Source organism: Streptomyces sp. NPDC021115 (genome assembly GCF_044333065.1).
In the GTDB taxonomy this organism is placed as follows: domain Bacteria; phylum Actinomycetota; class Actinomycetes; order Streptomycetales; family Streptomycetaceae; genus Streptomyces.
Window position 1 is genome coordinate 85,064 of record NZ_JBIRQF010000022.1, and the last position, 21,050, is coordinate 106,113.

Below are 21,050 nucleotides of genomic sequence, written 5' to 3' on the forward strand. Positions count from 1 at the left end.
GATGAGCCTATCGGCAACACGGACGGCCCCGGTCCGGAGAGGAGCGGGGCCGGGCGGCTTCAGGCCGTGAATCACATGAGGTCTTCTATGTCGGCGGCGATCGGGTCCGCGTCGGTGCCGATGACGACCTGGATCGCGGTGCCCATCTTCACCACGCCATGGGCTCCGGTGGCCTTCAGGGCGGCCTCGTCGACCAGGGAGGGGTCCTTGACCTCGGTGCGGAGCCGGGTGATGCAGCCCTCGACCTCGACGATGTTGTCGACGCCGCCGAGCCCCGCGACGATCTTCTCAGCCTTGCTGGCCATGTCCACTCCCTGTTGTCCTGAGCTGTCCTGTGTTGTCCTGTTGTCTCGGCCCTTCGGATGACCGGATGAACGGCCTTCCTACGGTAACCACGCGGGCCCGGCCGCGCAGGATCGCCAGTGGTTCAGACCACATTGGAACGATAGATTCCTTTATCTGATCCTCACGTGCTACAACAGGTCTACACCACTTGTGGTGTAGACCATATCGCGGGCCGTCCCCTGTTCCCCGAGCGCCCGCCTCACCAGGAGGAATCGGATGAGTACGGCCACCGCCTCGGCGGCCCCCGCCCAGAAGCGGGGCGCCGGTCTGATCAAGGGTATGCAGAAGATCGGACGCAGCCTCCAGCTGCCCGTCGCCGCCCTGCCCGCCGCGGGCATCCTGAGCCGACTGGGCCAGGACGACGTCTTCGGCAAGGCGGGGCTCGGCTGGAACAAGCTCGCGGAGATCTTCGCCCACGCGGGCGGCGCGCTCTTCGACAACCTGGCCCTGCTGTTCTGCCTCGGCGTCGCCATCGGCTTCGCGAAGAAGTCGGACGGCACCACGGCGTTCGCGGCCCTCGTCGGGTTCCTCGTCTACAAGAACGTCCTGACCGGCTTCGTCAGCGATGTCACCGGCAAGCCGCAGGACCCGGGCGTGCTCGGCGGCATCGTGGTCGGGATCACCGCCGCGGTGCTGTGGGAGAAGTACCACCGCACCCGGCTGCCGGACTGGCTGGGCTTCTTCAGCGGCCGCCGCTTCATCCCGATCCTGATGTCCTTCGCGGGCGTGCTGTACGGCGTCGTCTTCGGCTTTCTGTGGGGGCCGATCGGTGACGGCCTCAACAGCTTCTCCGAGTGGCTTTCGGCCAATGGCGCCATCGGCTCCGGCATCTTCGGCGTCGTGAACCGGCTGCTGATCCCCGTCGGCATGCACATGCTGCTGAACTCGTTCGCCTGGTTCCAGTTCGGCGACTTCAGCTCCGGCGGCCAGACCTGGCACGGCGACATCGCGCGCTACTTCCACGACGACCCGTCGGCCGGAATGTTCATGACCGGCTTCTTCCCGATCATGATGTTCGCCCTGCCCGCCGCCGGTCTCGCGATCGCGCACTGTGCGCGCCCGGAGCGCCGCAAGGCCGTGATGGGCATGATGATCTCGGTCTCGCTGACCGCCTTCGTGACGGGCGTGACGGAGCCGATCGAGTTCTCGTTCATGTTCATCGCGCCGGTGCTGTACGGGATCCACGCCGTGCTGACCGGCGTGTCCATGGCGCTGACCTGGGCGCTCGGGATACGCAGCGGCTTCACGTTCTCGGGCGGGCTCTTCGACTATCTGCTGGGGTGGTCGCACAGCGAGAAGGCCTGGATGATCATCCCGATCGGGCTGGCGTTCGCTGTCGTCTACTACGTGGTGTTCCGCTTCGTGATCACGAAGTTCAACATCCCGACGCCGGGACGAGAACCCGAGGATTCCCTCGACGACGCCGCGGCCGCGACGAGCGCCGCGAAGAAGTAGGGCAGAAGAAGTAGGGCGTACGACGGGACGGGCCGGATCTGCGGGGCAGATCCGGCCCGTCCTCGTGTCAAGGCTCAGGGGCTCACACTTCGTAGACGGCGCCCGCGCGCGCCAGGGTCACCGGGCCGTCGAAGACGGCCTCGGCGTCGCGCTGGTTCAGCTGCGGGTCGGTCCACGGCGGGATGTGGGTGAGGACCAGGGCCCCGGCGCCCGCGGCGTGCGCGTGCTCACCGGCCTGGCGGCCGTTGAGGTGCAGCTCCGGGATGTCTTCCTTGCCGTGGGTGAAGGCCGCCTCGCAGAGGAAGAGGTCGGCGCCCCGGGCCAGGTCGGTCAGGGCCTCGCAGGGGCCGGTGTCACCGGAGTAGACCAGGGCGCGGCCGTCGTGCTCGATGCGGAAGCCGAACGCCTCCACCGGGTGGCAGACCCGGGCGGTGCGGATCGTGAAGGGGCCCAGGTCGAAGGTGCCCGGGGTCAGGGTGCGGAAGTCGAAGACCTCCTGCATCGACTTCTCGTCGGGCACGTCGTCGTACGCCTGGACCAGCCGGCGTTCGGTGTCCTCCGGCCCGTAGACCGGGATCGCCTCGGCGCGGCCTCCGTCGTGCCGGTAGTAGCGGGCGACGAAGTAGGCGCACATGTCGATGCAGTGGTCGGGGTGGAGGTGGGAGAGGATCACGGCGTCGAGGTCGTAGAGACCGCAGTGGCGCTGCAACTCGCCAAGGGCGCCATTGCCCATGTCGAGGAGCAGCCGGAAGCCGTCGGCCTCTACGAGGTAGCTCGAGCAGGCCGATTCCGCGGACGGGAACGACCCGGAGCATCCGACGACGGTGAGCTTCATGGAGCAGGAACCTCCTTGAGGGGTCCCCATGCCGAGGGCCATGGGCGAGGCGGCGGGTGCGGGGGTCAAACGGGGTGCCCACGAGCGTAAGGCGCTAAAGCCCTGGTAGCTCCTCCACAGGCCCGCGTTGTGGGCGGAATCACCAGGACGGAGCCCCGGGCTCCCGTCGTCTGCCCCGCACCCGGTACCGCCGAGTAACCCCGGCGTGCCGGACGGTGTCTACGCCCAGAGCTGGCCGTGCAGGGTCTCGACCGCCTCCTCGGTGGTGGCCGCGGTGTAGACGCCGGTCGACAGGTACTTCCAGCCACCGTCGGCGACGACGAAGACGATGTCGGCGCTCTCGCCCGCCTTGACCGCCTTGCGGGCCACGCCGAGGGCGGCGTGCAGCGCGGCGCCGGTGGAGACGCCCGCGAAGATGCCTTCTTCGGCGAGGAGTTCACGGGTACGGGCCACCGCGTCCTCGGAGCCGACGGAGAAGCGGGTGGTGAGGACGGATTCGTCGTACAGCTCGGGGACGAAGCCCTCATCCAGGTTGCGCAGTCCGTATACGACGTCGTCGTAGCGCGGCTCAGCGGCGACGATCCGTACGTCGGGCTTGTTCTCGCGCAGGAAGCGGCCGACGCCCATCAGGGTGCCGGTGGTGCCGAGGCCCGCCACGAAGTGGGTGACGGAGGGCAGGTCGGCCAGGATCTCGGGGCCGGTGGTGGCGTAGTGGGCGCCCGCGTTGTCCGGGTTCCCGTACTGGTAGAGCATCACCCAGTCGGGGTGCTCGGCACTCAGTTCCTTGGCCACCCGGACGGCGGTGTTGGAGCCGCCCGCCGCGGGCGAGGAGATGATCTCCGCGCCCCACATGGCGAGCAGCTGGCGCCGCTCCTCGCTGGTGTTCTCCGGCATGACGCACACGATGCGGTAGCCCTTGAGCTTGGCCGCCATGGCGAGCGAGATGCCGGTGTTGCCGGAGGTCGGCTCCAGGATGGTGCAGCCGGGCGTCAACCGGCCGTCCTTCTCGGCCTGTTCGATCATATGGAGCGCGGGGCGGTCCTTGATCGAGCCGGTCGGGTTGCGGTCCTCCAGCTTCGCCCAGACCCGGACCTCCGGGGAGGGCGAGAGCCGTGGCAGCCGGACGAGCGGCGTGTTGCCGACCGCTGCCAGGGGGCTGTCGTACCGCATCAGTACATTCCGCCCGCGACGGCCGGGAGGATCGTCACGCTGTCGCCGTCCGAGAGCTTGGTGGTGATGCCGTCGAGGAAGCGGACGTCCTCGTCGTTCAGGTAGACGTTGACGAAGCGGCGCAGCTCACCGCCGTCGACCAGGCGCTCCTGGATGCCGGTGTGGCGGGACTCCAGGTCGGCGAACAGCTCGGCGACCGTGGCCCCGCTGCCCTCGACCGCCTTCTGGCCGTCGGTGTAGGTGCGGAGGATGGTCGGGATGCGGACCTCGATGGCCATTCTCAATCTCCTGTGGGAGGGCGGGGTGGACTTCCCCGACCGGATCGGACCGGGCGGGGGCGTCGGCGGAAGGCTTCGGACGGGCGTCGGGCGTGCTTCGGGTCGGGCGTCGGGCGTCGAGTGCGCGCGCTCAGGCGGCCTCGACGCGGCGCGGACACATCGCGCTGGCGAGCCGGCACAGATCGACGTGGAGCCGCGCCACGAGCAGCATGCCCGGCGCCTTCTCGCTCACGTCATCGGAAACCATGAACTCATCGTATCGATTCCCGATCCGACCCCCGGAAGTGCGTCCCGTTATACGGACGGGTAACATCCGCGATACGGGACGACAGAGCGGGTCAACCCGGGATGATCTCGACTTCTTCCTCGGTGACCTCGCCGTCGACGATCCGGAACGAACGGAACTGGAAGGGCCCCTCGTCGTTGCCGCAGTCGGCGGTGGACACCAGCACATAGTGCGCGCCGGGCTCATTGGCGTAGGTGATGTCCGTACGGGAGGGGTACGCCTCGGTGGCGGTGTGCGAGTGATAGATCACGACCGGCTCTTCATCGCGGTCGTCCATCTCGCGGTAGAGCTTGAGCAGATCGGTCGAGTCGAACTCGTAGAACGTGGGAGAGCGGGCCGCGTTCAGCATCGGGATGAACCGCTCGGGGCGGCCGCTCCCGGCCGGGCCCGCGATCACGCCGCACGCCTCGTCGGGGTGGTCGGCCCGGGCGTGGGCGACGATCTGGTCGTGGAGGGCCTGGGTGATGGTCAGCATGGACGACACAATAGGAGGCGGGCTCCGGACATCAGTCCGGAGCCCGCCTGCTGAGACGATGCGCCCAAGGGGCGGAAGCCTCAGTCCCGGGCGAACTCGGGCTTGCGCTCCGAGTCGGTGACCTCGGGCTTGCGGCTCTTGAGCACGAACCAGCCGACCACCATGATCACCGCCCACACGGCCCCGACGTAGAGGCAGATGCGGGTCTCCTTGTCGTACGCGATGAGCCCGGTGACACCGGTGAGGAAGACCAGCGCCACCCAGCTGAAGACCGTGCCGCCGGGCGCCGGGAAGGACGAGGCGGGCAGCCGGCCCGCCACGACGGCGCTGCGGTAGCGGATGTGGCTGATCAGGATCATCGCCCAGGCCCAGATGCCCGCGACCGTGGCGACCGAGGTGACATAGGTGAAGACCTTGTCCGGAACGGTGTAGTTCAGTATCACGCCGATGCCCATGAGGAAGGCGGAGAGGGCGATACCGGCGAACGGGGTCTTGCGGGCGTTGAGCTTGCCGAAGACGCCCGGCGCTTCACTGTTGGCGGCCAGGTCGCGCAGCATACGGCCGGTGGAGTACATGCCGGAGTTGCAGGAGGACAGGGCCGCGGTGAGCACGACGAAGTTGACGATGCCCGCCGCCAGGGGGATGCCGATCACCGAGAAGGCGTGCACGAAGGGGCTCTCGCCCGCCGAGAACTCGGTCCACTTCACGACCGAGAGGATGACCAGCAGGGCGCCGACGTAGAAGACGATGATGCGGAACGGCAGGGTGTTGATCGCCTTGGGCAGGGTCTTCTCGGGGTCCTGGGACTCGCCCGCGGTGATGCCGACCAGCTCGACGGCGAGGTAGGCGAACATGACGCCCTGGAGCGTCATCAGGCTGTCGCCTATGCCGTTCGGGAAGAAGCCGCCGTGCGACCACAGGTTGGAGACGGCCGCGGTGTCACCGGCCTCCGAGAAGCCGAGGGTCAGCACGCCGAGGCCGATGACGATCATGCCGATGATCGCGGTGACCTTGACCATCGAGAACCAGAACTCGACCTCGCCGAAGATCTTCACCGAGATCAGGTTGACGCCGAAGAGCAGCACCAGGAAGACCAGGGCGCTGACCCATTGGGGGATCGAGGGGAACCAGAAGTGGATGTAGATGGCCGCGGCGGTCAGCTCGGCCATTCCGGTGACGACCCACATGAGCCAGTAGGTCCAGCCGGTGACGTAACCGAAGAACGGGCCGAGGAACTCGCGGGCGTACTCCGCGAAGGAGCCCGAGACGGGGCGGTACAGGAGCAGCTCTCCGAGCGCTCGCATGATGAAGAAGATGATGACGCCCGCGAGGGCGTACATCAGGATGATGCTCGGGCCCGCCTTCGCGATGTTGGCCCCGGCCCCCATGAACAGACCGACACCGATGGCACCGCCGATGGCGATCATCTGTACCTGGCGACTGCCCAGGCCGCGCTCGTAGCCCTCTTCGGGCGCCGCTGAGGTCATGTGGTGTGCCTTTCTCCCTGTGCGGCTGGCGATCGTGAAGATTTACCACGACGGCGGCACTGATCCACTCAGCTGAATGTGAGGCACACCACAGGGAGAAGTGGACAAAGGGCGTCGCGCACAACAAAGCGAGCAGACGCGGTGATGCGATCGTTATCCGGAGTTGAGCACTCTCTAAACGAACACTCAGTGATCACAAGCGGAAGCAATCATGCCATAAGGGTCAGGCCATCAGCGTTTCGATGAGCGTCTCCTGAAGACCCCCCAGCCAGAAGTACGCCATCACCATCGGCTTCCGCGGATCGGAGTCGGGGAGCCCGAGCAGCTCGCCGCCGTCATCGTCGTCGGTGACCTCCAGCCGGGTCCCGATCGCCAGCCGCAGGTCGTTGAGGGCGCCGAGCCACTGCCGGGACTTCTGCGGGGCCAGTTCCAGCACCGCCTGGTCCTTGGCGGCCGGCCCGGTGGACCCGGCAGCCAGCGAGTCCAGGTCGCGCACCATCGCCAGGGCGTCGTCGCGCTTGCGGGCCCGCAGGTCGTTCTCGGTGTACCGGCGGAACTCCGCGGAGGCGGCGTGCGCCTCCTTCTCCTCGTCCCCGCTCAGCTCCTGGTCCGGCGCCACATAGGCGTCCGGGAACAGCCGGGCCAGCGCCGGATCGCTCGGCGGCTTGGTGGGCCCCTCGGCGAACAGCGCGTCCAGCGGGTCCTCCGCCCCGGCCGGCTGGTCGCCGGGGCCGATCAGCTCCGCGAGCTGCACGGCGAGGCTGCGCAGGATGGAGATCTCCACCTCGTCCAGGGCGACGGCGGCACCGCCGCCGGGCAGCGGCTCGAATCGGCCCGCCATCAGCGCTCCTGCGTCAGGGTCGCCCACAGCCCGTAACCGTGCATCGCCTGCACGTCGCGCTCCATTTCCTCACGACTGCCGCTGGAGACGATCGCGCGCCCCTTGTGGTGAACGTCGAGCATCAGCTTGTGCGCCTTGTCCTTGGAGTAGCCGAAGTAGCTCTGGAACACGTACGTGACATAGCTCATGAGATTGACGGGGTCGTTGTGGACCACCGTCACCCAGGGAACGTCCGGCTCGGGCACCTCCATCGGCGCCTCGCTGGCTTCAGGACGTTCGATCTCCACGGGACTGACACTCACACCCCCAATGCTGCCACCGGTAGGGGCAGTCGCCTAAACCGGCACCCAGATCTCGTCACTCTGACGAGTATGCGAGGTAACATCATCGACATGGACACTGCGGACTTGGGACTGCCGGTGGACGTGCCGTCGACTGCGCTGTTCACCGACCGGTACGAACTCACGATGCTTCAGGCGGCGCTGCGCGCCGGTACCGCCGACCGGCGCTCGGTCTTCGAGGTCTTCACCCGGCGCCTGCCCGAGGGGCGCCGCTACGGCGTCGTCGCGGGCACCGGCCGGGTCCTCGACGCCGTCGAGAACTTCCGCTTCGACGGCGGCGTCCTGGACTTCCTCGCCCAGCACCGGATCGTGGACGAGCCGACGCTCGCCTGGCTCGCCGACTTCCGGTTCCGCGGCGACATCTGGGGCTACCAGGAGGGTGAGGTCTACTTCCCCGGCTCGCCGATCATGCGGGTGGAGGGCACCTTCGCCGAGGCGGTGCTGCTGGAGACGGTGATCCTCTCCATCCTCAACCACGACTCGGCGGTCGCCGCCGCCGCGTCCCGGATGTCGGTGGCGGCCGGCGGCCGCCCGCTGATCGAGATGGGCGCGCGCCGCACCCATGAGCTGGCCGCCGTGGCCGCCGCCCGGGCCGCGTACGTCGGCGGCTTCGCCACCACCTCGGACCTCGCGGCCGGATTCCGCTACAACATCCCCACCGTCGGCACCAGCGCCCACGCCTTCACCCTGCTGCACGACAGCGAGCGCGACGCCTTCGTCGCCCAGGTCGACTCGCTCGGCAGCGACACCACGCTGCTGGTGGACACCTTCGACGTCGCCGAGGCCGTGCGCGCCGCGGTGGAGATCGCCGGGACGGATCTGGGCGCCGTCCGGATCGACTCCGGCGACCTGCTGCTGCTCGCCCACCGGGTGCGGCAGCAGCTGGACGACCTGGGCGCCAAGGGCACGAAGATCGTCGTCACCAGCGATCTGGACGAGTACGCGATCGCCTCGCTCGCCGCGGCCCCCGTGGACGCGTACGGGGTCGGCACCCGGCTGGTGACCGGCAGCGGCCATCCGACCTGCTCGATGGTCTACAAGCTGGTCGCCCGCGCCGAGTCCGCCGGCCCGGACGCGCCGCTGGTCCCGGTGGCGAAGAAGTCCATGGGCGCGAAGACCTCCATCGGCGGCCGCAAGTGGGCGGCCCGGCGGCTGGACGCGGACGGGGTGGCCGAGGCCGAGGTGGTCGGCAGCGGGCCCGTACCCGAGGCCCTGGCCGACCGCACGCTGCTGGTCGAGCTGGTGCGCGGCGGCGAGATCGTGGCCCGGGAGCCGCTGGACGCGGCACGCGACCGCCATGCTGCGGCGCGGGCGGGGCTGCCGCTGTCCGCGACGCAGCTGTCGCAGGGCGAGCCGGTCCTGCCGACGGAGTACTTGCGGGCGTGAGGGGTACGTCCATGACGACCATGGCGTCGACGGCGACCCGCACGACCGCTGTTGTGACCACTGCCGCGCCCACCTCGGGCCGAGCCGGAAGGCGTGCGTGATGCACCGGGCACTGATCGTCGTCGACATCCAGAACGACTTCTGCGAGGGCGGAAGCCTCGCGGTGACCGGCGGCGCGGACATCGCCGCCGCGATCACCGACTACATCGGGGAGGCGTCGCCCGGCTACCGCCACATCGTGGCCAGCCGCGACCGCCACATCGACCCGGGCGGTCACTTCTCCGAGCACCCGGACTACGAGCGCACCTGGCCGCCGCACTGCGTCGCGGGCACCGAGGGCGTGGGCTTCCACCCCAATTTCGCGCCCGCGGTGGCCTCCGGCGCGATCGACGCCGTCTTCGACAAGGGCGCGTACGCCGCCGCGTACAGCGGCTTCGAGGGCGTCGACGAGCACGGCACCCCGCTCGCGGCGTGGCTGCGGGAGCGGGGCGTGACGGAGGTGGACGTGGCCGGGATCGCCACGGACCACTGTGTGCGGGCCACGGCGCTGGACGCGCGGCGTGAGGGATTCGTGACGCACGTCCTGCTGGGGCTGACCGTGGGGGTGGCCCCGGCCACCACCGAGCGCGCCCTGGAGGAGCTGCGGGACGCGGGCGTCCGGCTGAGCGGGCAGCCGGTGGCCTGACGGGGCGCCCAGGGCCCGTCAGGCGCGCCTGACGCCCCCGGATGCGTCCGGGTGCGTCAGGCCGTCGCCGCGGGGCGCAGGAGGGCGGCGATGCCGTGCCACAGCTCGCCGCCGATGTCGGGGGACGTGCGCCAGATGAGGCCGTCGGGGTGATGGAGCACCGCCGTCACCTCGTCGGGTGTCGGTGGCGCGCTGTTGCCGCGCAGGTACACGGCGCGAAGCCCCAGGTTGCGCAGCCTGGTCAGGGCGCGCGCCCGGTTCGCGGCGTGGACCAGGACGCGCACGCCGCCCTCACCCAGCGGGCGGGGCAGGGTCAGCGCCACCACCACGCTGCCGCCCGGCAGCTTCGTGAATCCTCCGTCGGCCATACGGTTCAAGTCCCCCGTGAGACGTCGTGTCAATAAGAAGGTCTAGGGGCATCTAAACGCGAACGGCCGTCGCCCGCTAGTGGGTGACGGCCGTCACGGCTTTGACCTGCGGTTATGACGACGGGCCCACCTGGACGGTCATCGACTGGCCGTCCGGGCGCTCCCAGAGGATCGCGATACGGGTGTTGGTGTCAGCAACCTTCACCCCCGCGGTGGGGTTGGTTTTGTCCCAGTACGTGCCCTTACGGTCGTCGAAGACCGGGGCGCCCCACTTGCCCTTGATCTTGGCGGCCTTCCCGTCCTTGTGGAGGGTGAAGCCGTCGGTCCGGTACCAGCTGAAGGTGGAGTCGTACGCCTGTATGCGGTTGCGCATCAGCGTGCCGTCCGCCCACTTCTCCGGGGTGGCGTGCGCGTCGACCGGGAGGATCAGGCCGGTGCCGGGGTGGACGCCGGTGTTGTTGTCCGGCTGCGAGGTGTCCCACTGCCAGATCAGCAGACCGTTCTGGTACGGGAAGTGCTCGACCCAGGAGGGGCGGGTGGAGGCCCAGCCGAAGTTGTACGGGCCGACCTTGAGCGTCTTGTCGTAGCTGACGTACTGCCGGTTCTCGGCGAGGTAGTACTGCGGGTAGTCCTTGGTGAAGGACGCGCCGACGCGCGAGAAGCCGTCCGCCGTCCAGCCGTTGTCGTCGCCCTCGGCGCCGTCGGTGAGGACCGGCTTGCCGTCCGCGGTGAGGGTGAGGGCGTCGGCGGTGAAGCCCTTCTGCGCGACGCCGCTGTCCGTCTGGTAGCGGAAGCGGAGGTCGATCTTCTTACCGGCGTAGGCGTCCAGCGGGAAGGAGAGCTTCCGGTACGCCCCCGAGGTGCCGGTCAGCGCGGGCTTGTCGCCCGCGTCGCGCGGGATGGCCTTGCCGTCCGCGGTGCCGTCGACCGGCGTCCAGTTGGCGCCGCCGTCCGTGGAGACCTCGGTGTAGAGGTAGTCGAAGTTCTCCTCGATGTCCCACCAGCCCTGGAGGTCCAGGTTCGCCTTGGTGGCGCCGGTGAGGTCGACCGACCGGGTGAGGGTGTTCTTCAGGTCGTCGCCCATGCCGCTCCACCACTGCTTCGCGCCCTCGGCGGGTGCGGTGATCTCGGTGGTGACGGCCTTGTCGGGGAGGTTGACGACCAGCGCCTGCTTGTTCTTGGTGTTGTACTCGGCGACCCCGAGGGTGTGCCGGGACTTCGTACCGGCCTTCGCGGTGCCGTAGTTGAGCCAGCCCAGCTGGAGCTTGTCCCAGGCGGACATGTCGCCCGGGAGGTCGCCGATGGCGTCCTCGCCGGTGCCCAGCCACGAGCCCGCGGACATCAGCGACCAGTAGGCGACGGAGGATTCGCCCTTGCCCGTGGTGTCGTACTCGTCCGGCAGGCCCAGGTCGTGGCCGTACTCATGGGCGTAGACGCCGAGCCCGCCGTTCTCCGGCTGCATCGTGTAGTCGCCGACCCAGATGCCGGTGTCGCCGATCTGGGTGCCGCCCGCCTTGTTGGCGCCGGGTCCGGTTGCCCCGGCGTCGGAGCCGTACGCGTACCAGCGGTGCGCCCAGATCGCGTTCTCGCCCTGGGCGCCGCCGCCCGCGGACTCGTCCTCACCGGCGTGCACGATCTGGAAGTGGTCGATGTAGCCGTCGGGCTCGTTGAAGTTGCCGTCGCCGTCGAAGTCGTAGCGGTCCCACTGGTCGTACTGGGCCAGGTCCGCCTTGATCTGCGCGTCGGTGCGGCCGGCCGCCTTCTGGTCCTTGGCCCACTGGTTGACGCCGTCGCGGATCAGGTCCCAGGCGTTGGCGCAGTTGGTGTCGCCGCAGTAGTTGGAGCCGTAACGGGCCTCGTTCCAGCCGACCTTGACCCAGTCGGAGACCTCGCCGTCGACCGAGTAGCGGCCCGAGGACTGCTTCTCGTAGTACTTCTTCAGGGACTCCTTGCCCTTCTCCTTGGAGAAGTAGAGGTCCTGGAAGTGCTTCCGGTCGTAGTCCTTCTGCCAGGCGGTGCTGTTGTCGACCGAGCGGTCCGGCTCGGCGATCGTGTTGTGCGCCGGGCCCGGGTCGCCGCCGTACTTCTTCACCGGCGGCTGGGGACCGTCGGCGCCGTCCGGGTCGTACATCGTGGTGTCGTCGACCTTGTCGCCGAACTCGACCAGCACGGTGAAGATCTTGTCGGTCTTCTCCCGGGCCAGCTCGACGTACTTGCCCTTGCCGAGCTTCACCACCTGCGACGCGCCGCGCCGGGTGGCCTCCTTGTCCCCGGATATGACCTGGCGCAGCGCGTCCTGGCGCTGCGCCTCCTGCTGCTTGCTGAACGGGCCCGCCAGATCATGCTCGACATCCGTCTTCGCGGGCGCCGGGTCATGGCGTTCGACACGCGTAGACGGCGCGTCCGCGGTGGCGATGCCCGTCGACAGCGCGGCCGCGCCGAGCGCGGCTATCACCGTGGCCACAGCGGCCGATCTGACCGGCCTCCGTTGACTGTTCACTTGTTCCTCCCCTTCCACACACCGGTGCCGCACATTTGACCGGAGAGGCAAGCGAAAAGACAGTCCTTGACTTGGGCCTGAGGGGTCGTTACGTTTCCCGGTCCGCGGTGTACCGGTTACCGGACACCCGCGGTGGCGGCGCCAGGGCAGGGGAAAACGCGGTTGCACGCGCGGGTGATTCCGTGCGCCCCCCGTGCACCCCCGCCGTGGGTGAGGTCACGCTTAGCTCCGCTCCCCACCGGGCATCCAGCACCGTAGAGTCTTTTGACGGCGCACATCAGCCCGATTCCTGCCCCCGCATATCGATGCCCCCTGAGGACGGATCCCGCCATGCCGCGTCCGACTTCTGCCCAGCTCGCCTACGGTTCGGCCACCGTCGTCCTGTCGACGCTGGCCATGCTGCTGCTGTCCGAAACCCGATCGGGCCTCGGGGTCGGCCTGGTGACCGTGGCCGGTCTCGCACTCGGGCTGCTGGTAGCCCTCACCGTGCCGGTGTCCCGCCCGGCCCGCCGCCCGGGGCGTACGGTGCACAGCCACCGCCCGCTGGCCGGGTCCGCGGTGGCCGCCGAGTCCCCGCGGGAGCACTCACTGCACGGCTGACACCACGACGGTCCGCGCCGCCTTGTCGTGCAGGCAGCGCTGGAACGGCCGGTCCCACAGCTGCCACACCACGTTGAGCAGCCAGAACAGCGTGCCGATGAGCACGGGGATCAGCAGGCCCGGCAGCGTGTAGACCGCTGCGCGCACCCAGCCCTGGCGGCCCGGAATGTTCCCGTCCGAGAGCATCGCCACGCGGATGCGCATCGCCTTCTTGCCGAGGGTCTGACCGCTGCGGGCCAGCATCGTGCCCTCGTAAGCGAAGTAGACCCCCATCGTGATGACCAGGGCGGCCATCACCTTGCGCAGATCCTGCTGGCCCGGGTGCTCCATGCCGTACTGGAGCGCGCCCGTCATGCTGAGCGCCACCGTCCAGATGACGCCGAGCACGAGGCCGTCGATCAGCCGGGCCGCGAAGCGCTGACCGGGCGTGGCCAGCGGGGGCATCCCGGCGAGGTCGGGGTACGGGGGCGACGACAGCTGGTCGGGGCTCATGCCCACGATTACATCAGCAGCGCATCGGGCGCCCTTCGGCGGGCTCAGGGCTTCCGTGGGGCCTCCGTGGGGCTCAGGGCACGGTCGAGACGACGACCGTCCTGGCCACCTTGTCGTGCAGACACTGCCGGTACGGCCGGTCCCAGGTGCACCACAAGACGTTGACCAGCCAGAAGACAAAGCCGCAGCAGGGCACGATCTCGGGGAGCGAATAGGTGGCGGCGCGCGCCCAGCCGGGCCGGCCCACCGGGGGCTCACCGGTCTCCAGGATGGCCACCCGGATCTTCATCGCCTTCTTGCCGACGGTCTGGCCGTAATGGGTCAGCATCAGCCCCTCGTAGATGAAGTACACGAGGACGTAGACGAGCGTGAACAGCGACGAGCGGGCGTCGCTGCCGTTGCCCATCGGGTAGTAGGTGCCCCAGATCAACGCCATGATCAGGCCGAGCGGGATGCCGATGATCAGCCCGTCGATGATCCGGGCGACGAGGCGGCGGCCGCGGTGGGCGAGCGGGGGCATGCCCGCGAGCGGATCGGCATCGCCGCCGTGGTCACCGTAGGGAGAGCCGTTCGCCCGGGGCGGCGGCTGCGGCTGCGGCTTGGCGAACGGGTCCCGGTCGCGGGGCTCGTCCCCGGGCGGCGGCTGGTCGGTGCTCATGGCCCGAGTCGACCGCCGATCGGGGGCGATCGCATCCGGATCGCCCCGTTCGGGCGATCCGGATACTCCGTCCGAGGATCGGCCCGGTCAGCCCGCCGTGGCGACGAAGGTGCGGGCGACCTTGTCGTGCCAGCACTGCCGCCAGGGGCGGTCGACCAGGCACCACACCACGTTCACCACGCCGATCACCAGCACGCCCAGCACCCCGTACACCAGCCAGCGGCGCAGGGCGGCGCCGAACGACGGGGTGTCGTGCTCCTCGATGTCCAGGACCCGGACCCCGCACAGCTGCTTGCCGAGGGTACGGCCCCACAGGGCGGTCGGCAGCGCCTCCAAGAGGATCCCGCCGAGCAGCAGCACACCCAGCACGATGGCCAGATAGCCGCTGGTGGTGCCGTCGAGGAAGTAGACGGTGACGGTCTCGCCCGACTGTTTGGCCGTCTCGACCTTCTCGTCGATGTGGTCCACGGCCTTGCCCCACAGCGGGAACCCGGCCGCGCCGGTGATGCCGAGCAGCACGACCATGTCGATCAGCCGGGCGGAGAAGCGGCGGCCGAGCCCGGCGGGCCGCCCCTGGGCCTGGGCGGCCTGGAGGAACGGGTTGTCGACCGGCGGCTTCCACGGGATGACGCTCTCGGGCGCGCCCTGCTGGGGAGCCGGGGGCTGCTGCGGCTGCTGGGGCTGCTGCGGCTGCTGCTGGGCGAGGTGGTGCACCTGCTGCTGCCAGCCGCCCGCGCCGCCGTGGGCCGGCTGGGCCGGGATACCGCCGAAAGGCTGCTGGGGCGCTTGCGGCGGTTGCTGCTGCTGGGGCGCGTATTGCTGGGGCACCTGCTGTTGCGGCTGGGGCGACTGTTGCGGCGGGGACTGCTGGGGTCCCTGCTGCGGTGCGTCGCGGTCGAGCGCACGGAACGCCATCGTGCCCTCGTCGCGGCCCGTCGGCCGCAGCGCGCGGATCGCCATCGTGCCGTCGGCCACGCCGGACTCGGCCGGGGCCGCGGGCGGCTCCGGGGTGCTGCGGGAGACGGCGGGGAGGGCGTGGGTGGCGCGATCCTTGCGGTCGCCCGGGTCGCCCGTACGGTCCGTACCGCCCGCGCCGCCCGTGCCCTCGGTGGCGCCGCCGCGCATCATCAGTGTGCCGGGGTCGCGACCGCCTTCACCACGGCCACTCCCGTCGCCGACCGGGCCGTCCGGCGCGCCGCGCGGGTCGGGCACCGCCGCGCGCGGCTCCTCCGGCTCCGGCGAACCCCAGGAGATCCGGCGGTCCTGCTCACCGCCGAACCCGGACTGCTGGGACGCGTCGGCCTGCCAGGCGGCCCCGGCTCCGGGGCGGGTGCCGTGCAGCCGCTGCGGATCGTCCCAGTCCACCGGGGCGGCCGTCCCGCCCGGCGGCACCGGTTCGGTGCCCATGACGCTGCCCGCGCCGGTCTCCCGTACGTCCATCTCGGCCCGCCGCCGCACCTCGGGCAGGGCGCCACCTGACGCCTCCTCCGCGGGCAGCGGCTGCGGGTCCTCGTCCAGGAACATCGGGCCGGTCTCGTCCGGCACCGGGCTGGTGACCTGGGTGTGGGTGACTCCGGGCGGCGCGGCGGGCATGGCTTCGCCCTCGGCCGGGGCGGGCCGACTGGTGCCGGGCACCCAGGCGGCACCGTTCCAGTACCGGATGTAGTTGGGAATGGACGGATCCGGATAAAAACCCGGAATGGAGCTGCCGTCAGCGGATCCTGAGGAAGGGGCGCTCATGATCTCCGATGTCCCGATCTGTGCTCGCTGTGCTGCTGTGCTGCGCTGCCGCAGTGCAACCCGGAGCGCGCTGTCAAGGTCTATCAGACGGGCCGGAAGCCCGTATCTACTGTGGCACCGCCTCGCAACTTTTTGGCGGCCAATGCGGGAAGCCGGTGCCGGAGACCAGGATCAGAACAGCTTGCCCGGGTTGAGCAGCCCCAGCGGATCGAAGACCTGCTTGATGCCCTGCTGCAACTCCACCCCCACCGGTCCCAGCTCGCGCGCGAGCCACTCCCGCTTCAGCACACCCACCCCGTGCTCCCCCGTGATCGTGCCGCCCAGGGCGAGGCCGAGCGCCATGATCTCGTCGAACGACTCGCGCGCCCGCCGCGACTCGTCCGGGTCCGCGGGGTCGAAGCAGACCGTCGGATGGGTGTTGCCGTCCCCGGCGTGGGCCACGACGCCGATCGTGAGGTCGTACTTCTCGGCGATCGCCGCCGTACCGTCGATCATCTCGGCGAGGCGGGAGCGCGGCACGCACACGTCGTCGATCATCGTGACGCCCTTGACCGCCTCCAGCGCGGTCAGCGTCATGCGGCGGGCCTGGAGCAGCAGGTCGGACTCGGCCGCGTCGTCCGCCGGGACCACCTCGGTCGCCCCGGCGGCCGTGCACAGCTCACCCACGGCGGCCAGGTCGGAGGCCGGGTCCGGGGTGTCGAACGCGGCCATCAGCAGGGCCTCGGTGGACTCGGGCAGCCCCATGTCGCCCAGGGCGTTGACGGCGCGCACGCTCGTACGGTCCATCAGCTCCAGCAGCGACGGCACGTGGCCGCGCTCCATGATGCGGCAGATCGCGTCGCACGCGGCGGCGGTGGAGGGGAACTCGGCGGCCAGGACGAGCTGTTCGGGCGGGGCGGGCTTGAGCGCGAGGACGGCCCGTACGACGATGCCGAGGCTCCCCTCGGAGCCGACGAAGAGGCGGGTCAGGTCGTAGCCCGCGACCCCCTTGGCGGTGCGGCGTCCGGTGGACAGCAGTCGGCCGTCGGCGAGGACGACGTCCAGGCCGAGGACGTACTCGGCGGTCACGCCGTACTTCACGCAGCACAGCCCGCCCGACGCCGTGCCGATGTTGCCGCCGATGGTGCACTGCTCCCAGCTGCTGGGGTCCGGCGGGTAGTACAGCCCCTTCTCCAGCACCGCGCGCGACAGCGCCGCGTTCACCACGCCCGGTTCGACGACCGCGATCCGGTCGACCGGGTTGATCTCCAGGATGCGGTCCATCTTCACCAGGGACAGCACGATGCAGCCCTCGGACGCGTTGGCCGCGCCCGACAGGCCGGTGCGCGCGCCCTGCGGGACGACGGGCACGCGCAGCGCCGTGGCCGTACGGCATACGTGCTGCACCTGTTCGACGGTGCGGGGGAGGACGACCGCGGCGGGCGCGCCCGCGTCGCAGAAGCTCGCCATGTCGTGTGCGTACGCCGCCGTGACATCGGGGTCGGTCAGCACCGCCTCCTCGGGGAGGCCCTCCCGCAGCGACTCGATGAGGTCGGTCATACGTCCAGGCTCGCACTCGGCAGGGCGCCAGGGAAGATCGGCGCGGCGACCGGGTTAGGACGCGTTCACTGTGGCTTGTAGTAGACGCTCAGTTGGCGGGGGGCGGTCAGGTTGGAGGCGAAGCCCATGCACAGCCTGCGCGGGCTGGTGAGCTGGACGGCCATGCCCTCGGGCTCGCGGTAGTCGAGCGAGTACCCGGCCTCGGTGCGGGAGCGCTGGACCAGCTCGCCGGTGCGCAGATCGACGCAGGAGACGTAGGCGTTGCCGTGGCCGGAGGGCGGGTTGGGGCCGTTCTCGTCGGAGTACGCGGTTCCGGTGAGCTGGTACACGTAGTCGCCGAGCACCGTGAAGCCCTGGAAGACCTCGCCGTCCTCGATCCCCGCCTGGGGTATGTCGTCGTACACCGGCGTGTAGTCGCCCGCGGTGACCCCCGCCAGGCTCATCAGCCGGTAGCGGGCCTCGCCGCCCTGGCGGTAGCGCAGCAGCAGCCGCTTGTTGAGCATGTCGACGGCGGGCTGGTTGCTGGTCGAACCGGCCACCGGGCGGTGGGTGGCCAGGCCGGACGCGCCGCTGTCGAGGACGGTGCCGCTCTTGAAGGGGAAGCGGCTGATGGCGCGCCCGTAGCCGGACTCGGGGTTGGCGTCCGACTCGGTCCACAGGTAGGCGGTGGCGCCGACGGGCTCGCAGCCGATCGCGACGCCGTGGCCGAAGCCCCTGACGTACATGTAGCCCAGCTCGCTGCCGGTGAGGGAGAGCCGGGTGAGGCACATGTCGCCGCGCGCGGCCCGGTCGGCGCCGGAGACGGGGGCGGATTCGTCGCCGAGCCGGATGCCGCCCTGCATCAGCTGGATCGTGTAGAGGTGCCCGTTGACGTCGTCGAACGCGAAGGACTGGAGCACGGTGTTGTTGTGCGGTGCCTTCTCGCGGATGAGCTGCGTGGAGGGCACCGAGAGGTCGAACCGGCCGCCGGCGGATGCCTCGGCAGCCTCAGCGGCCTCGGCGGCGGTTGCCTCGGCGGGCCGTACCGCGAACGCCCCGAGCGCGCCCGCGGCGACCGCGCCACCGGCCAGGGCGAACCTACGTCTCGTCAACCGGCCCGCGGCGTACTTGTCCGTCTGCATGTGAATTCAACAACTCCCAAGGGAACACACCGTGTTGGTGTGGACATAGGAACGCCGTGAGTGTAGACGGTGCGCTTCTCGAACCGAGCTGGTGTTCCTTTTTTCTGGCATGCGCGGCGCATTGTGTGCTGTATCACTCTCTTTCTCCGGGGTTGGGGTAGACCGGATGCCGGACGGCGGGCGTATACCCGGCGAAGACACGCATCCGGGAGTGACAGGTGACCGTCGAGGAGTTCGAAGAGTTCTACGCCCAGGCGGTCGCCCGTCTCACGGGGCAGCTGTACGTGATGCTCGGCGATCTGCACGAGGCTCAGGACGTCGTGCAGGAGGCGTTCGTCAAGGGGTGGAGCCGACGGCGGCAGCTCGACCGCGGCGGTCAGCCCGAGGCGTGGATCCGTACGGTCGCCTGGCGGCTGGCGGTGAGCCGGTGGCGGTTCCGGCGGCGCACGGCGGACGCCTGGAACCGCGGCGGCTCGCCACCGCCGCATGTCGAGGGCCCGGGTCCGGACCAGGTGGTGCTGGTCGACGCGCTGCGCGAACTGCCGCCCCAGCAGCGGCGCACGCTCACCCTGCACTACCTGTGCGACCTCACCGTCGAGCAGATCGCCGGGGAGACCGGCCTGTCCACCAGCACCGTCAAGACGCACCTGGTCCGCGGCCGCACCGCGCTCGCCCACCGCCTCCAGGACCCGCACATCGAGGAGGCCACCGATGTCCGATAGCCAGGACCCCTTGCGGACGCTGTTCCGGCAGGCCGGTGACGCCGGGCAGGCCAGGGCCGCCGCGGCGCCCGTCGCGCGTATCGCCGAGCGCGGCAGGCGGGCGCACCGGCGCCGCGTCGCCGCGCTGGCGGCGGGAGCCTGCCTGGCCATCGCGGGCTGCGGCGCGGCCGCCGCGACCCTCCTGCCGGGTACGCCGTCGCCCGCCACCCCGGCGACCAACCCCTCGACCGGGCATCCGGCGCCCGTCAACTCGTCGTCGGGAGGGCCGTCGGGCGGGCCGTCGACCGACAAGCCGTCGTCCGGGGTGGCCACCCCGCCGCCGTCGGCGGGGGGCTCCACGAGAGATGCGTCCCACGGCGTGACGTACCCGCCCACGGCGACGTCTCCCCCAGGAGACAGCACCCCCTGACCTCCTGATTCCTCCCCTCGGGACCCGTCGGCTGTCGCCGGGCGGCTCCGTACACGACGACGCGAAAGATTCCGGTATGACAGTCGCACCGCCCGAGCCACGCCACAGCCCGACGTGGTCCTCCGCGCCACGCGAGCGGCCCTCGCCCCGGATGCGGCTCATGCGACTCGCCCGGCTGGCCCCGGGCGACCGCGAGGTGCTGTGGCTGTATCTGCTGACCCGAATATCCCTCTGGATCACCGCCTACTGCGTCCGCTGGCTGTTCCCCGGGAACGGCGACACCCACCAGCCCTCCGCCCTCCTCGAACCGTTCGAGCGCTGGGACTGGGGGCACTACCTCCACATAGCGCGCGACGGCTACTTCCCCGGCGAGAGCGGCCCCTGGGACAAGAAGTGGGACAGCCGCGAGGCGTTCTTCCCCGGCTACCCGATGCTGCTGCGCGCCCTGCACACCGTCGTCCCGAACTGGACCGCCGCCGGACTGCTGATCTCCTTCGTCGCCGGGGCCGTCGGCGTCCTGGCGCTGGCCCGGATCGCCCGGCTGCATCTGCCGGGACCGGACGGCGACCGGCGCACCGTGCTGTTCTTCCTGCTCTCGCCGTGCGCGATCTTCCTGGCCGTCGGCTACACCGAGGCGCTCTTCCTCGCATTCGCCCTGCCCGGCTGGCTCGCCGCCCAGCGGCACCGCTGGGCCGCGGCCGCCGTGCTGACCGCCCTGGCCACCACCGTGCGGATCAGCGGCCTCTTCGTCGCCGCCGCCATCGCCGTCCACTTCCTCCTCACCGCGGCCCGGTCGCGGGGGCACTGGCGGTCGCTGCCCTGGCTGGCGCTGCCCGCGCTGCCCGCCGCCTTATTCACCTGGTATCTGCACGCGCACACCGGCGACTGGATGGCCTGGAAGCACGCCCAGGAGCGCGGCTGGTTCCGCACCTTCCACACCCCCTGGGAGGGCTGGTCCCACACCTGGACCGCGGCGTTCGACGAGACGCAGACATCCGGGTACGCCGTCATGTTCCAGGCCGAACTGCTGGCCATGGTTCTCGGGCTCGTCGTCCTCGGGGTGCTGCTGTGGCGGCGCCGCTGGGCCGAGGCCGTCTACATCGGCATCACCCTGTGGGCGCTGGGGACCTCGTACTGGTTCATGTCCATCCCCCGCTCCACCCTGCTGTGGTGGCCCCTGTGGATCGGCGTGGCGGGCTGGAGCCTGCGCAGGCCGCGGGTCAGGACCGCCTACTACTGCCTCGTCGCGCCCGTGAGCACCGTCTTCACCGTCGCGTTCCTGTCGGGACGGTGGGCGGGCTGAACCCGCCGGGGCCC

Annotated in this window: 22 protein-coding genes and 1 pseudogene; 7 read left to right on the plus strand and 16 right to left on the minus strand. The window is 70.3% G+C overall.

What is annotated here, in order from left to right; all coding sequences use genetic code 11:
• Positions 1-71: 71 nt before the first annotated feature.
• Positions 72-347: pseudogene (locus ACH4TL_RS39480) on the minus strand (glucose PTS transporter subunit EIIB); the annotation flags it as partial.
• 214 nt (positions 348-561) lie between these two features.
• Here ACH4TL_RS39480 and ACH4TL_RS39485 point away from each other — a divergent pair.
• Positions 562-1,800 carry a PTS transporter subunit EIIC gene (locus tag ACH4TL_RS39485; RefSeq protein ID WP_398328279.1) on the plus strand — a complete coding sequence of 413 codons (1,239 nt, stop codon included), beginning with the start codon at positions 562-564 and terminating at the stop codon, positions 1,798-1,800.
• A gap of 82 nt (positions 1,801-1,882) precedes the next feature.
• Here ACH4TL_RS39485 and ACH4TL_RS39490 read toward each other — a convergent pair whose 3' ends face one another.
• The 8 genes from ACH4TL_RS39490 to clpS all read right to left on the minus strand — a co-directional run bounded on the left by ACH4TL_RS39490 (position 1,883) and on the right by clpS (position 7,483).
• Positions 1,883-2,635, minus strand: a complete 753-nt coding sequence (locus ACH4TL_RS39490; protein ID WP_398328276.1) for an MBL fold metallo-hydrolase — start codon at positions 2,633-2,635, stop codon at positions 1,883-1,885.
• A gap of 219 nt (positions 2,636-2,854) precedes the next feature.
• Positions 2,855-3,805, minus strand: coding sequence for a PLP-dependent cysteine synthase family protein (locus tag ACH4TL_RS39495; RefSeq protein ID WP_398328273.1), 951 nt, complete (start codon positions 3,803-3,805; stop codon positions 2,855-2,857).
• Positions 3,805-4,083, minus strand: coding sequence for a MoaD/ThiS family protein (locus ACH4TL_RS39500; RefSeq protein ID WP_398328270.1), 279 nt, complete (start codon positions 4,081-4,083; stop codon positions 3,805-3,807). Before ACH4TL_RS39500 ends, ACH4TL_RS39495 begins: the two co-directional genes overlap by 1 nt.
• Positions 4,084-4,213: 130 nt before the next feature.
• On the minus strand, positions 4,214-4,330 hold the full coding sequence (locus ACH4TL_RS39505; protein WP_398328267.1) for a putative leader peptide: 117 nt from the start codon (positions 4,328-4,330) through the stop codon (positions 4,214-4,216).
• A gap of 91 nt (positions 4,331-4,421) precedes the next feature.
• Complete coding sequence (locus ACH4TL_RS39510; RefSeq protein WP_398328264.1) at positions 4,422-4,844, minus strand: Mov34/MPN/PAD-1 family protein; 423 nt, start codon at positions 4,842-4,844, stop codon at positions 4,422-4,424.
• Positions 4,845-4,924: 80 nt separating this feature from the next.
• Complete coding sequence (locus ACH4TL_RS39515; RefSeq protein WP_398328261.1) at positions 4,925-6,331, minus strand: amino acid permease; 1,407 nt, start codon at positions 6,329-6,331, stop codon at positions 4,925-4,927.
• Between the two features lie 223 nt (positions 6,332-6,554).
• The gene (locus ACH4TL_RS39520) at positions 6,555-7,172 is read right to left on the minus strand and encodes a DUF2017 domain-containing protein (protein WP_398328258.1); all 618 of its coding nucleotides are present in this window, start codon (positions 7,170-7,172) and stop codon (positions 6,555-6,557) included.
• Positions 7,172-7,483 (minus strand): ATP-dependent Clp protease adapter ClpS, encoded by a 312-nt coding sequence (gene clpS, locus ACH4TL_RS39525; RefSeq protein WP_063735273.1) that lies wholly within the window; start codon positions 7,481-7,483, stop codon positions 7,172-7,174. Before clpS ends, ACH4TL_RS39520 begins: the two co-directional genes overlap by 1 nt.
• Before the next feature lie 81 nt (positions 7,484-7,564).
• On the opposite strand from clpS, the gene ACH4TL_RS39530 reads away from it, so the two are divergent.
• Together ACH4TL_RS39530 and ACH4TL_RS39535 are read left to right on the plus strand one after the other, a co-directional pair.
• Complete coding sequence (locus ACH4TL_RS39530; RefSeq protein WP_398328256.1) at positions 7,565-8,899, plus strand: nicotinate phosphoribosyltransferase; 1,335 nt, start codon at positions 7,565-7,567, stop codon at positions 8,897-8,899.
• 100 nt (positions 8,900-8,999) lie between these two features.
• Positions 9,000-9,584, plus strand: coding sequence for a nicotinamidase (locus ACH4TL_RS39535; protein ID WP_398328253.1), 585 nt, complete (start codon positions 9,000-9,002; stop codon positions 9,582-9,584).
• A gap of 56 nt (positions 9,585-9,640) precedes the next feature.
• On the opposite strand, the gene ACH4TL_RS39540 is transcribed toward ACH4TL_RS39535, so the two are convergent.
• Positions 9,641-9,952 (minus strand): hypothetical protein, encoded by a 312-nt coding sequence (locus tag ACH4TL_RS39540; protein ID WP_358633111.1) that lies wholly within the window; start codon positions 9,950-9,952, stop codon positions 9,641-9,643.
• Between the two features lie 112 nt (positions 9,953-10,064).
• Entirely contained in the window at positions 10,065-12,452 is a 2,388-nt protein-coding gene (locus ACH4TL_RS39545) for an immune inhibitor A domain-containing protein (RefSeq protein WP_398328249.1), read from the minus strand.
• Positions 12,453-12,782: 330 nt separating this feature from the next.
• Between ACH4TL_RS39545 and ACH4TL_RS39550 the strand changes: the two genes are divergently transcribed.
• Positions 12,783-13,052 (plus strand): hypothetical protein, encoded by a 270-nt coding sequence (locus ACH4TL_RS39550; protein ID WP_398328246.1) that lies wholly within the window; start codon positions 12,783-12,785, stop codon positions 13,050-13,052.
• Here the strand turns inward: ACH4TL_RS39550 and ACH4TL_RS39555 are convergent.
• The 5 genes from ACH4TL_RS39555 to ACH4TL_RS39575 all read right to left on the minus strand — a co-directional run bounded on the left by ACH4TL_RS39555 (position 13,038) and on the right by ACH4TL_RS39575 (position 18,602).
• Entirely contained in the window at positions 13,038-13,544 is a 507-nt protein-coding gene (locus tag ACH4TL_RS39555; RefSeq protein WP_398328243.1) for an RDD family protein, read from the minus strand. The two genes, ACH4TL_RS39550 and ACH4TL_RS39555, sit on opposite strands and share 15 nt — an antisense overlap.
• 73 nt (positions 13,545-13,617) lie before the next feature.
• Positions 13,618-14,202 (minus strand): RDD family protein, encoded by a 585-nt coding sequence (locus ACH4TL_RS39560; RefSeq protein WP_398328240.1) that lies wholly within the window; start codon positions 14,200-14,202, stop codon positions 13,618-13,620.
• 87 nt (positions 14,203-14,289) lie between these two features.
• On the minus strand, positions 14,290-15,942 hold the full coding sequence (locus tag ACH4TL_RS39565; RefSeq protein ID WP_398328237.1) for an RDD family protein: 1,653 nt from the start codon (positions 15,940-15,942) through the stop codon (positions 14,290-14,292).
• Positions 15,943-16,113: 171 nt separating this feature from the next.
• The gene (locus tag ACH4TL_RS39570) at positions 16,114-17,481 is read right to left on the minus strand and encodes an FAD-binding oxidoreductase (protein WP_398328233.1); all 1,368 of its coding nucleotides are present in this window, start codon (positions 17,479-17,481) and stop codon (positions 16,114-16,116) included.
• A gap of 65 nt (positions 17,482-17,546) precedes the next feature.
• Entirely contained in the window at positions 17,547-18,602 is a 1,056-nt protein-coding gene (locus ACH4TL_RS39575; protein WP_398328230.1) for a teichoic acid biosynthesis protein C, read from the minus strand.
• A 218-nt stretch (positions 18,603-18,820) separates the two neighbouring features.
• Here ACH4TL_RS39575 and ACH4TL_RS39580 point away from each other — a divergent pair, with 218 nt between their 5' ends.
• The 3 genes from ACH4TL_RS39580 to ACH4TL_RS39590 all read left to right on the plus strand — a co-directional run bounded on the left by ACH4TL_RS39580 (position 18,821) and on the right by ACH4TL_RS39590 (position 21,036).
• Positions 18,821-19,324: a SigE family RNA polymerase sigma factor gene (locus ACH4TL_RS39580; protein WP_398328228.1), complete on the plus strand. Its 504-nt coding sequence runs from the start codon at positions 18,821-18,823 to the stop codon at positions 19,322-19,324.
• A complete protein-coding gene (locus ACH4TL_RS39585) occupies positions 19,314-19,733 on the plus strand; it encodes a hypothetical protein (RefSeq protein WP_398328225.1) in 420 nt (139 codons plus the stop codon). The genes ACH4TL_RS39580 and ACH4TL_RS39585 overlap by 11 nt, the downstream gene beginning before the upstream one ends.
• Before the next feature lie 76 nt (positions 19,734-19,809).
• Positions 19,810-21,036: a mannosyltransferase family protein gene (locus tag ACH4TL_RS39590; protein WP_398328223.1), complete on the plus strand. Its 1,227-nt coding sequence runs from the start codon at positions 19,810-19,812 to the stop codon at positions 21,034-21,036.
• Positions 21,037-21,050: the final 14 nt, after the last annotated feature.

What these genes read in the sequence shown, in the direction of transcription:
- ACH4TL_RS39565 (WP_398328237.1), bottom strand. Translation starts at nt 15,942, where the DNA reads ATGAGCGCCCCTTCCTCAGGATCCGCTGACGGCAGCTCCATTCCGGGT.
- ACH4TL_RS39550 (WP_398328246.1), top strand. Translation starts at nt 12,783, where the DNA reads ATGCCGCGTCCGACTTCTGCCCAGCTCGCCTACGGTTCGGCCACCGTC.
- ACH4TL_RS39540 (WP_358633111.1), bottom strand. Translation starts at nt 9,952, where the DNA reads ATGGCCGACGGAGGATTCACGAAGCTGCCGGGCGGCAGCGTGGTGGTG.
- ACH4TL_RS39585 (WP_398328225.1), top strand. Translation starts at nt 19,314, where the DNA reads ATGTCCGATAGCCAGGACCCCTTGCGGACGCTGTTCCGGCAGGCCGGT.
- ACH4TL_RS39500 (WP_398328270.1), bottom strand. Translation starts at nt 4,083, where the DNA reads ATGGCCATCGAGGTCCGCATCCCGACCATCCTCCGCACCTACACCGAC.
- ACH4TL_RS39570 (WP_398328233.1), bottom strand. Translation starts at nt 17,481, where the DNA reads ATGACCGACCTCATCGAGTCGCTGCGGGAGGGCCTCCCCGAGGAGGCG.
- ACH4TL_RS39535 (WP_398328253.1), top strand. Translation starts at nt 9,000, where the DNA reads ATGCACCGGGCACTGATCGTCGTCGACATCCAGAACGACTTCTGCGAG.
- ACH4TL_RS39560 (WP_398328240.1), bottom strand. Translation starts at nt 14,202, where the DNA reads ATGAGCACCGACCAGCCGCCGCCCGGGGACGAGCCCCGCGACCGGGAC.
- ACH4TL_RS39530 (WP_398328256.1), top strand. Translation starts at nt 7,565, where the DNA reads ATGGACACTGCGGACTTGGGACTGCCGGTGGACGTGCCGTCGACTGCG.
- ACH4TL_RS39575 (WP_398328230.1), bottom strand. Translation starts at nt 18,602, where the DNA reads ATGCAGACGGACAAGTACGCCGCGGGCCGGTTGACGAGACGTAGGTTC.
- ACH4TL_RS39485 (WP_398328279.1), top strand. Translation starts at nt 562, where the DNA reads ATGAGTACGGCCACCGCCTCGGCGGCCCCCGCCCAGAAGCGGGGCGCC.
- ACH4TL_RS39590 (WP_398328223.1), top strand. Translation starts at nt 19,810, where the DNA reads ATGACAGTCGCACCGCCCGAGCCACGCCACAGCCCGACGTGGTCCTCC.
- ACH4TL_RS39505 (WP_398328267.1), bottom strand. Translation starts at nt 4,330, where the DNA reads ATGGTTTCCGATGACGTGAGCGAGAAGGCGCCGGGCATGCTGCTCGTG.
- ACH4TL_RS39490 (WP_398328276.1), bottom strand. Translation starts at nt 2,635, where the DNA reads ATGAAGCTCACCGTCGTCGGATGCTCCGGGTCGTTCCCGTCCGCGGAA.
- ACH4TL_RS39515 (WP_398328261.1), bottom strand. Translation starts at nt 6,331, where the DNA reads ATGACCTCAGCGGCGCCCGAAGAGGGCTACGAGCGCGGCCTGGGCAGT.
- ACH4TL_RS39510 (WP_398328264.1), bottom strand. Translation starts at nt 4,844, where the DNA reads ATGCTGACCATCACCCAGGCCCTCCACGACCAGATCGTCGCCCACGCC.
- ACH4TL_RS39495 (WP_398328273.1), bottom strand. Translation starts at nt 3,805, where the DNA reads ATGCGGTACGACAGCCCCCTGGCAGCGGTCGGCAACACGCCGCTCGTC.
- ACH4TL_RS39520 (WP_398328258.1), bottom strand. Translation starts at nt 7,172, where the DNA reads ATGGCGGGCCGATTCGAGCCGCTGCCCGGCGGCGGTGCCGCCGTCGCC.
- ACH4TL_RS39555 (WP_398328243.1), bottom strand. Translation starts at nt 13,544, where the DNA reads ATGAGCCCCGACCAGCTGTCGTCGCCCCCGTACCCCGACCTCGCCGGG.